The sequence below is a fragment of the Bacillus sp. FSL K6-1366 genome (assembly GCF_037976695.1).
GTDB classification, from domain to species: Bacteria; Bacillota; Bacilli; order Bacillales; family Bacillaceae; genus Bacillus; species Bacillus subtilis.
In genome coordinates this window covers 4,010,453-4,021,058 of the sequence record NZ_CP150268.1, presented here as the reverse complement: position 1 = coordinate 4,021,058, position 10,606 = coordinate 4,010,453, and the positions used below count along the sequence as shown (strand labels likewise).

Below are 10,606 nucleotides of genomic sequence, written 5' to 3'. Positions count from 1 at the left end.
TTATTTGAAAGTTTTCCAAAACATATCTTTAGAAGCCCCTGTGTCTGAATGCACTTTTTCCTGCACGTTTTGAGCTGATGGTTTGATTAAAACGGGCTGCCTATTTAATTCCGGCAAAGGCAGAGGTTTTCTTCTAATTGGACGAGCAACCGATTCATTCCAGGCTTCTATAATGAGATGGGCGTTCGTTCCGCCATCTGCAAAACAATTAATTGCCGCAGCCGGCGTTGTCTCCTTCCACTCGGCTTGCGATCTGCTGAAATACAAATCTGTTTTTTCTATATCAAAATACGGCATATTTTCATTACCTGACAGGAACGGAACCAATTGTCTATGCTTCAGCATTAAAGCTACTTTAATCAGGCTCGCAATCCCCTCTGCACATAATGGATGGCCGATGTTAGGTTTCACCGATCCCAGCCCTAACGGAGCCTTTGATTCAGAACGGTAAATGGACTGGATTGCCTTTAATTCAAGTAAATCTGTTACTGCCGACCCCGATCCGTTCGCTTCGAGATAGCTGATCTCTTCAGTCTTTTTGCCGCTTTTTTCAAGCGCTGACAGCATGACGTCCTTTTGTGCCTCGAGATTCGGAGATGATGGGCCTGCCGTTCTTCCGTCATTATTAATCGCAGCGGCTTTAATGACTGCATATATGGAATCTCCGTCTTCAACCGCTTGGCTGACGGTTTTGACGAGAACCATGCCCACGCCTTCTCCTAAAATGACACCGTCTGCCCGCTTATCAAAAATATGGAATGACGGTTTGTCACATAAAAGTCCGCGCTCATGAAACATTCGATGCGCATCAGCATCAAGCAAACTGACGCCGCCTACAACCGCTGCCTCAATATCTCCGCTTCGCAGAGCCTGAATGGCCATATTCAGCCCCACCAGTGCAGAGGAACAAGCGGTATCCAGGACAATACTCGGTCCCTTCAAGTCAAAAAATTGTGAGATGTTAGCCGCTAAATAGTTTTGTCCACCAGCGACTATCGGATTTTTTGCTTTTGAAAGACTGGCCGGATCAGGCTTGTGCTGGCTGCGGCCTCCTATATAAACACCAGCCCTCATGCCTTTCACTTCTTTCTCTGTATAACCCGCGTGATACCATAGCTTCAAGCTTTCCTCCAATACAGCCAAAGCTTGAGGGTCCATCGCTCTGACATCGCTTTCGGACATCATGAAGAAATCGTGATCAAATCGGTTCATTTCATCAATGAGGCCCGCGTAATTCGAGCTGGAGTTCCCGAATCGTTCAGGCGGAACAGGCGCAATCGCAGACCGTCCATCACGTATTAAATCCCAGTATTCCTCTAGGGTTTCTGCTCCCGGGAACCTGCAACTAAGACCGATGATAGCGATGTCCTCAGCAAGAAGTGCCGTTTTTTCATGGCTTATCTGTTGCGGCCGCTGTTCTGGCACCAGCTTCTGTTTCATTGCTGATTGCGGCTTGAGAGGTGTCTGTTTCTCAGGAACAGATGGCTGTAAAACAGCTGATATGTCATATTTCGAAATGAGCCAGTGTGCAAAGGATTCTATTGTCGGGTATTCAAACAAGATTGACGGATCAATATCTCCATTTAATTGTTGATTCATCTGCTGTACCAGCTGGGCCAATATAATCGAGTCGATTCCGTATTCTTGGAAAGGTTCATCCGTTTCAAAGTCTTCTGCAGCTATTTTCAGTTCATCTGAAAAAAGAGTTACGAGCCAGTCGACTGTTTCAGGGAACAGGTTGCGAGTGCTGGTTTGCTCTTTCGTCTCAGGATGCGAGAGAGCTTCGACAGGCAATGACGGCTGCATCAGCTTATCCGGCTTCCAAACGTTTGTATCTGGTACTGCCGGCAGCACGACAGCATACTGTCTGTCTGATAGAATCTGGTCAAGCAGCTGTAATCCCTCGTCGTTTGTCAAACTGATCAATCCAGTTTGTTCTAAAGCTTTGCTTCGAACCTCGCCTAAACCGGTCTCCTTCCAGTTAGGCCACTGAATGCTTACAATGGGACATTTATCTTGATGAGCCTCCGCAAAATAATCCATAAAAGCATTTGCCATCGCGTAATCAGCTTGTCCTGCTGCTAGTGCAGGGATGGCCGCTGATACTGATGAAAACAAGGTGAAAAACGCCAATGGTTCATCTTGAAGCAGGTCAAACAACGTTTGCAGACCTTCGACTTTCGGTTCAAGCACCTGTCCGATCTCTTCTAGTGATTTTCTGATAAAAGCCGGGTTTTGTTTGTTCACCATCCCGGCACAATGGATGACTCCGCCAATCGCCCCCATTGTTTCGTGTATTGTCTTCAGGCTCTGTTCGACAGCAACCCTGTCTGTGAGATCCAGAGACAGCACCTGAACTTGCGCACCCATGTCTTCTAGCTCTTGAACGGCTTTTATTTTCTCGGAAAGCGAGGAAATTTTTACCGAATTCCACTGGTCACGCGGCGGAAGCTCTTCACGGCCGATAAGGACCAGCCGCTTAACGCCGTATGTTTTCACAAAATGCCGCGCACACAGCAAGCCGAGACCTCTTGTCCCGCCTGTAATAAGCAGGACTTTGTCTGTTGAAAACGATACTTGCTTATGACTTAGAGCGGCTTCTGCTGGCTGCTCTGTCAAATATGCGCGATATCGCTGTCCGTTTCGATAACAGACTTCTGATTCTGTGCTCTTGGCATAATATTCAACTGCAATCAGTCTGGCCAGCTCCTCATGAGAGGCTTCGCATTCCATATCTGCATGTCTTGAAGTAAGATGGCTGTACTCACTTTGAAGCATGCGGTATAAACCGGCCCGTGAAGCACCAGACAAAAGAACACCCTCATTTGCGTAGGCCTCCAGCCCCTTTGTTACACCCAAGACCGTCAAATGATGCTTGCTTGTACGTCCTTGCTCGATCAACTTTTGGAGCCAGTTTATCCAGCCCATAGAATGCTCATGGCTCGTTCCGCACCCGATCAGATCGATTGCTCCAGCAACGTGTTCATAGTCAGCAGCAGATACCCGATCCAGCTCTTGGCTGTCAAATATACGGTATGTCGAGAAATACGTCGAAAGCTCTTCCGCTAATGCCATTGTCTCCTCATTTGCCAAAATGGCGACGGTTTGATTCGTCATTTCTGCCGGTTCAATCGGACAAGGCTGCCATTGTTTACGCAGAAAGCAGCGCTTTGGCATCAGTTCGGATTGAGGCAGAGCTGTAGCAATGGTTTCGGGTTCACCTTCTTGAGTTGGCAGCCAGTAATACTCTTCCGCGAACGGATAAGCAGGCAGGCTGATTCGGCGAGGCCTGTATTCCCGATAAAGCTTGTTCCAATCTATCTGCAGCCCTTTCACCCATAGCTCTGCTACCTTCTCCAGCCTTTTTTTCTCTATCCATGTTTGCAGCAATGCTTTGGCATCATGATCCGTTTCAAACAGCTTGATTTCGCTCTTCTTCGTTTTCATGTGAGCAGCAAAGATGCTGCTGTTCGGCATTTCAGCCAAATAATCATCTAAAGCTTTGATCAGCATTTCTCTCGAATCCGCCAAAAACGCCATGCGATAATCCATTGCTTCCCGGCCCGTCTGAAGCGTGTATGCCATATCCTCCAGATCGATATCTTCATTGGAAGTTACGAAATCTTTCATTGCTTCCGCATAGGCCTTCAATTGCTTCTCTTTTTTCGCTGAAAGTACAAATAATGCTGAGCGGTGCTGCTTTGTTAATCGATCGTTCCTCTTGTCAGGCTGATATTCCTCTATCACAATATGGGCATTCGTTCCGCTATATCCGAAAGAGCTCACACATGCTCTCCGCGGTTTTCCATCACCCGTTTCCCAAGGCTTAAGCACCGTATTTACGTATAAAGGAGAATGCTCAAATTCAAAATGCTCATTCGGTGTCGTGAAGTTCAATGTCGGCACAAGTGTTTTATGATTCATGCACAATAACACTTTTTGAACCCCGGCTACTCCTGCCGCCGCGGATGTATGGCCAATATTGCTTTTGACGGAACCGATTGCGCAAAACTGCTTTTTGTCTGTTTTTTCTTGAAATACGGTGGACAGAGCTTCTAATTCAATTGGATCGCCTTGTTTTGTTCCTGTGCCGTGCATCTCGACATAACTGATACTCTCAGGATGTATGCCGTATGTTTCATATATGTCTCTTTCCAGATCCATTTGGCTTTTCGCACTCGGTGCCGTGATTCCGTTTGTTTTCCCGTCCTGATTAATACCCGAGCCAATGATGATGCCATAAATATAGTCACGGTCCGCTTCCGCATCTTTCAGCCTTTTCAATACCAGAGCACCCGCACCCTCGCCTGGCACAAAACCATTCGCGCTATTGTCAAATGCTTTACATTGTCCATCCGGTGAAAGCATGCCGGCCTCACACATACTCATGTAAGATTCCGGCGTCAGGTATAAGCTGACCCCGCCGACCAGCGCCATATCAATTTCTTTGTTTATAAGTGCCTGCCGCGCTAAATGTGTGCCGACCAATGAAGATGAACAAGCGGTGTCAATAGGAATCGCAGGCCCTTTTAAATTAAGAAAATACGGAATACGCGCCGCAGCGATCGCAAAGCTGTTCCCGGTGGCATTTGCTCTTGCCTGCCGATTCAGCATGACCCCGTATTCATTGCTCATAATGCCGAGATATACGCCGCATTTTTTCTCATTTAAAGTTCGGGCGTTATACCCAGCGTCCTCAAAGGCTTTATAGCCTTCCTGCAAAAAGATTCGATGCTGCGGGTCCATCAGTTCAGCTTCTGACGGCGGAATATTAAAAAACAACGGATCAAAATGTTCAATATCATCAAGCATCCCCATTGATTTACAGTAGACTTTCCCTTTTTTGTTGAGGACAGGATCATAGTATTTGTCAACATCCCACCGTGATGTTGGAATGTCTCGAATGGCATTTCTCGCATGAACCAGGTTATCCCAGTACTCTCTTACATTACGAGCGCCCGGGTATCTTCCCGACATCCCGACAATCGCTATCGCATCCTCCGGGCGGTCTTGATGAACAGGAACAGTTTTCTTCTCATGTTCTTTCTTTATTGGATGTTGAACAGGCTGTAGGGGCCGTTCTGCCGGCTTTGGATTAGATGGTGCTGCTGGCTTCTGCTGGGCTGCTTCGAAAGAGTCAGTATGCTCTATCTTTCTATCATGATGAGTTCCAAGCTCGGACTTTAGCATTTCGGCAAAATCACGTATCGTTGGATAATCATATACTCTGGTTACCGTAAATGACGTTCCGTATTGCTTGTTCACCGCTTTTATCCATTCGAGTCCGGTAATCGAGTCCATTCCGATATCTATAAACGCTTCGTCAATATCCACCTCGTATGGCTCCATGTATAACACGTTTGCTATGCTTTCCCTCAAGTTTTCATGCAGCGTTTCAATTGCTACAGTATATTGTCTTGATGCAGATATTTCTGCCGCTGCATATTGAATCGTTTCTTCAGCCTCCTCTTGCACTGGCTGATGATGTTCTAACGGCTGCAGAGATATATTAGCTGGTTTAGCAGCAGGTACCGCTGTTTTTTGTCTGATCGGCGTGTACGTCTCCGTTTGTTTTTTCTCCCCAGCCTGTGTGCTTAACTCGTGTGCTAAGTAAACAGCGAAATCACGTGTTGTCGGATAATCATATACCTTTGTGACATTTAGTGATGTGCCATACTGTTTATTTATTGCTTTTATCCATTCGAGCCCGGTAATCGAGTCCATACCGATATCTATGAATGCTTCGTCTGGATCAATCTCGTTTTGGTCCATGTACAGCACTTCCGCTAAGCCCGCTGTCAGTTCATCGCACAAGGCTTCCGCCGTGATCGTCTCTGTTTCTGTATCTGATGGAACACGCTCTAAACGATCCTGATTGGTCATTAAAGGCTGTAACGTAATATTGGCAGGCTTGCCGCTGGCTTCTCTGGCTACAGACGGCTTTGGAAGGACGGGCTGTACTGGAGCGAATGGCTCCTCCGTTCTTTTTTCCTCAGCCTTTGCATGTACGTCTATCCAATAGCGGTCTCTTGCGAAAGGATAGGCAGGTAAACTGATGCGCCGCGGTTTTTGATCCTGATATAGCGTGCTCCAGTCGATTCGCAAACCTCTTACCCACAGGTCTAAAACCTTCGCATATTTTCCTTTTTGCAGCCATGCCTCAATTGTTTTTGACATATCCTCATCAGCAGCAAAAGCAGCAATGGCTTCTTTGTTGCTCTTTACTTGTCCGCGATAGACATATTCACGATTTTCTGTTCCGGAGATACATTCATACAGCTTTTCTTCAAGCTCCTGCATCGTTTCCGCAACGAACGCCAGCCGTTCGTTCATCGCTTCCCGGCCGACTTGCAGCGTATAGGCAATTCGGTGTAAATCTGCTTCAACATATGTTTGTTCACGAATGGCATGCAGCAATCGCTCCGCGCGTTTCTGAAGTCTTTCCTCATTTTTTGCTGAGAGCACAATGACAGCCGGCTGTTTCCTCGCTGGTAAACGTTCCTCCACAGGTTCCGAAGCATACTCTTCTATTAAAATATGGGCGTTCACACCCCCGGCACCAAATGAAGAGACTCCTGCGATTCTCGGTAATTCGATGTCTTTGCCATTGACACTGATGATCGGCCTCTTCCACTCTTCTAGCTCTTGCTGTACTTTAAACGGCGAGTTAAGGAAATCAATATTCGGGTTCAGCACGTTTGAATGCAGGGAAGGCGCAAGCTGCCTGTATTTCATTTGGAGCAATACCTTCGTTACTCCTGCGATACCTGCCGCACTCTCACAGTGCCCGATATTTGATTTGGCTGACCCTATTGCACAAAATTGTTTGTCATCGGTTTCTTGCGTAAACACTTTGGACAGCCCTGTGATTTCAATAGGATCACCGAGAGAGGTTCCCGTGCCGTGGGCTTCGATGTAACTGACTGTCCGCGGATCAACCTTCGCTTCCACAAACGCCTTTTTGATGACATCTGCTTGGGCATTCGGATTGGGCACTGAGTACCCGTTTGTTTTTCCCCCGTGGTTGATGGCTGTCCCCTTAATGATTCCATAAATGTGATCACCATCTTCAACTGCTTTAGACAATGGCTTCAGAAGCACTGCTCCAACGCCTTCCCCCGGCACATAGCCGTCTCCGCCCTGTCCGAAGCTTTCACACCGGCCTTTGCTGGACATAAATTTGTTCTGCCCGAGCATCAAATATTTATTTGGATGGATTGACACATTCACGCCGCCCGCGAATGCCGCCTCACACTCTCCGCGCTGCAGGCTTTGGCAGGCCAAGTGGATAGCCGTTAAAGAAGAAGAACACATGGTGTCTAATGCAATACTCGGTCCGTGAAAATCAAAATAATAAGATACCCGGTTCGCGATGGATGATGGATTTCCCGTTAAAGCCAGAGACCTTCCCCGCACCTGCTCTTGTGCCCCGTACAGCTGATATTCTTCGTACATGACACCGACGTAAACACCGACGCTTCCGCCAAGCTCAGCATCACGCTTACGGCCGAGGTGCTCTCTTGTATAGCCTGCGTCTTCCATCGTTTCATACACGCACTGCAAAAATAAACGCTCTTGCGGGTCCATTAATTTTGCCTCACGCGGCGATATATGGAAAAACTGCGGATCAAACTTGTCTACATCCTTCAAGAAGCCTCCCCACTTGCTGTAGGTTTTTCCAGGCTTGTCTTTATCTTCATCATAATAAAGACTGTGATCCCAGCGGTCTGCAGGAATTTCAGTAATACAGTCTCGACCGTCTCTCAGGTTTTCCCACAATTCATCAATGTTGTCTGCCTGCGGATAGCGACCTGAGATACCGATGATCGCGATTTCTTCCGTTTCCTTCTCTCTTAACTGCTTCTGCTCTTTATCTCGCAAAGGAAGAAATCCAGACTTTCTTAGGGTAACTGGGATTTCTTGTTTTTCAGGTTCTGATTTTCTTTCAACAGAAGGTTTTCCTGTTTCAATTCCCAAGATGTCCAGCAGTTTTTCTCTGCGGGAATCAATAAAATACCGTGTTAATGAGCGAATATCCTGATATTCAAAGAACAACGTCTTGGACAAAGAACCGAATACTTTTTCTAATTGACCCGTTACATGCATGATCATGATAGAATCGATCCCGTAATCCTCGAGAGGAGCTTCAGCATCAATCTGGCCGGCTGGCAGCTTAATCACCGAAGAAAGCACCTGTTTAAAATAGTTCTCCGCTTTTTCTCTTAGTATCTCTTCATCAATTTCCCCGATCATGTCTGCTTTTTCTGCCTCCTGATTGAGACTGCTTTTTTTGATATCGTGAGATTGGCCTTTGCCATGTCCCGTTTCATGTAAAAATGCACGAATCCGATCAGTAACACCGGAAGCAACTAACACTTGCGGCTTTCCTGACGTCCAGCCATGATATAGCGCCTGAATCCCACGATCTGTTTCCATGGCCACCATGCCTGTTTCTCTTTTCAGCATCCTTGCAGTTTCCGCATCAATTTGCATGCCCCCGTCTTTCCACAGCGGCCAGCACACTGAAAGAGTTTTTCCGTAACGCTTGTGCAGCTCTGCTTGGCCATTGCGATATTCGCTGAATGCATTCATAAATGCATTGGCCATTGCGTAATCAGCCTGTCCCGCGCTTCCTACTGCTCCGGCACCTGAGGAAAAAAGGATAAAGAAATCGAGCGGAATATCTTTCGTTGCTTCGTCAAGGTGAATCAGTCCTGCTACCTTTGGAGCAAGAACGGTTTGAACCTCTTCTTTCTTTTTCTTCATAATGAAATTATCTTTTATTAAACCGGCGCTGTGAATGATGCCATCTAAGTCTCCATAAACGTTTTGGGTTTCTTTTAATAAGGCATCAACCGTTTGTTTGTCAGCCAGATCAGCTTGTCTGTAAATCGCTTGGATGCCAAGTTTCTGTAAGGCTTTAAGCTTCTTCTTCTTCCTTTCATCAAGCGGAGAGCGTCCTGTCAGGATCACAACCGCATCATTCGTTTGGTTTGCAATTTCAGTTGCAAAGATGAATCCAAGACCGCCCGCACCGCCTGTGATCAGATACACGCCTTTATCCTTCCATGGCATGTCAGCACTTAGGTGCTCACCAGACACTTCTTTCCACTTGCTTACAAATCGCTTCCCTTGCCAGTGCCGGATATGCGTGTCACGCGGATAGCGTCTGTTTTCCTCCAATATTTCGAATAGGTCACCAGCTGACATCCCGGTTTCTATTTCGATCAACTGTCCTGTCAGTTTTGGATTTTCCAGTTCAGCCGTTTTGAGCAGTCCAGTTAAGCCGCTTAATAGCTGAGGCTCGTCCAACGCAGGCACCGCCACTTGAATGAATGTATGTCCCCCTGTTTTTGAGTGCATTAGCTGTTTGATTTCTTCAAATAACTGTATGGCATAACCTTCAAACCGTTCATCCATTGTCTCTGTATCATGCTGCAGAACTGTACAGTCAAGATGATTTTGGAGGCTTTCCATTTGTTCTCCAACATCACAGACAACGACTTTATGTGTGTCGTACTCTATGAGCTCTTGCCTCTCTGCAGCACGTTCTTCCCAAATATGTTCGAACAATAGCGTGTCAGTCGCTTCAGAAGGACCTTCTTGATCTATTTCTAACACTCTTGCAGAATAGCCCGTCAATCGCACGCAAACCTGCCCCTCTTCATTGCATAAATCGATATCAAGCTTCTGCATACGATCCCCAGCTGTACTGCCCTCGCTATATGTGATCCGCGCCCACATAGATGCCTCGCAGCCTTTGAAGATTTGGACATCCTGTATGGCAAAAGGCAGCATTGCCTTTCTGTCTTCTAAACTCGCAGCTCCTCCCAGCCTCAAACCGATAGATGCTTGAAATGCCGAATCTATCATGCTCGGATGCAGAATATAATGGTCTTCTGTATCAGAGATTACAGGAGGCATCGTCAATTTCACTAGAACTCCGTTTTCGCCGGCATATAGGCTGTCGATCGCTCTGTGGCTGTCACCATAATGAATACCCATTTCTGTATAAGCCTCGTAGCAATCAAAAGGTGACAGCGTCCGGCCATTATAGCTTGCCTTCAATTCTTCAATGTTGATAACCGGATTTTCACCAGCCTCACAAAGCACTGCACTCCCTTGCCCATATACAATCGGCGACTCCTCTGCGCTTTCAGGGTCCCGGCAGATTTCAAATGTAATCTCACCATTCTCCTCAGGATATAGACGTACATCTATATCTTTCTGCTGTTCTGTGACGGCGAACGGCCGGACCCAGACGATATTCCGGAGCCGGAATCCTGTCGGGAACTGATCCGCAGCTGCCCTTTCCACAGCTGCCCGAACCATCTCCAATAAAGCTGCGCCAGGTAAAACGTGTTCGCCCTTTATGACATGATCCTTCAAGAAAAATTCACGTCCTGTAAACGCTGAACGGAAGCGGACACCCGATATGTCGGACACATTTTGATGCAGGAGAGGATGCAGGATGTGTCGCTCCTCCTTTAAACGATCAGTCTTTTTCTCCGCTTTCGGCACCCAATAACTCACCCTCTCAAATGGGTAAGTCGGCAGGCTGATCCGCTTTGGTTTGTTTCCATCGTAAAGCAGCTTCCAGTCAACC

At 46.9% G+C, this 10,606-nt stretch carries 1 protein-coding gene (only partly in view); it reads right to left on the bottom strand.

The window, feature by feature from the left end:
• On the bottom strand, positions 1-10,606 hold the 3' portion of the coding sequence (pksL, locus tag MHI44_RS20760) for a polyketide synthase PksL (protein WP_339202578.1). Its footprint extends 3,017 nt past the window's final position; 10,606 of the gene's 13,623 nt are visible here — the last part of the coding sequence; the start codon falls outside the window, past its right edge; its stop codon occupies positions 1-3.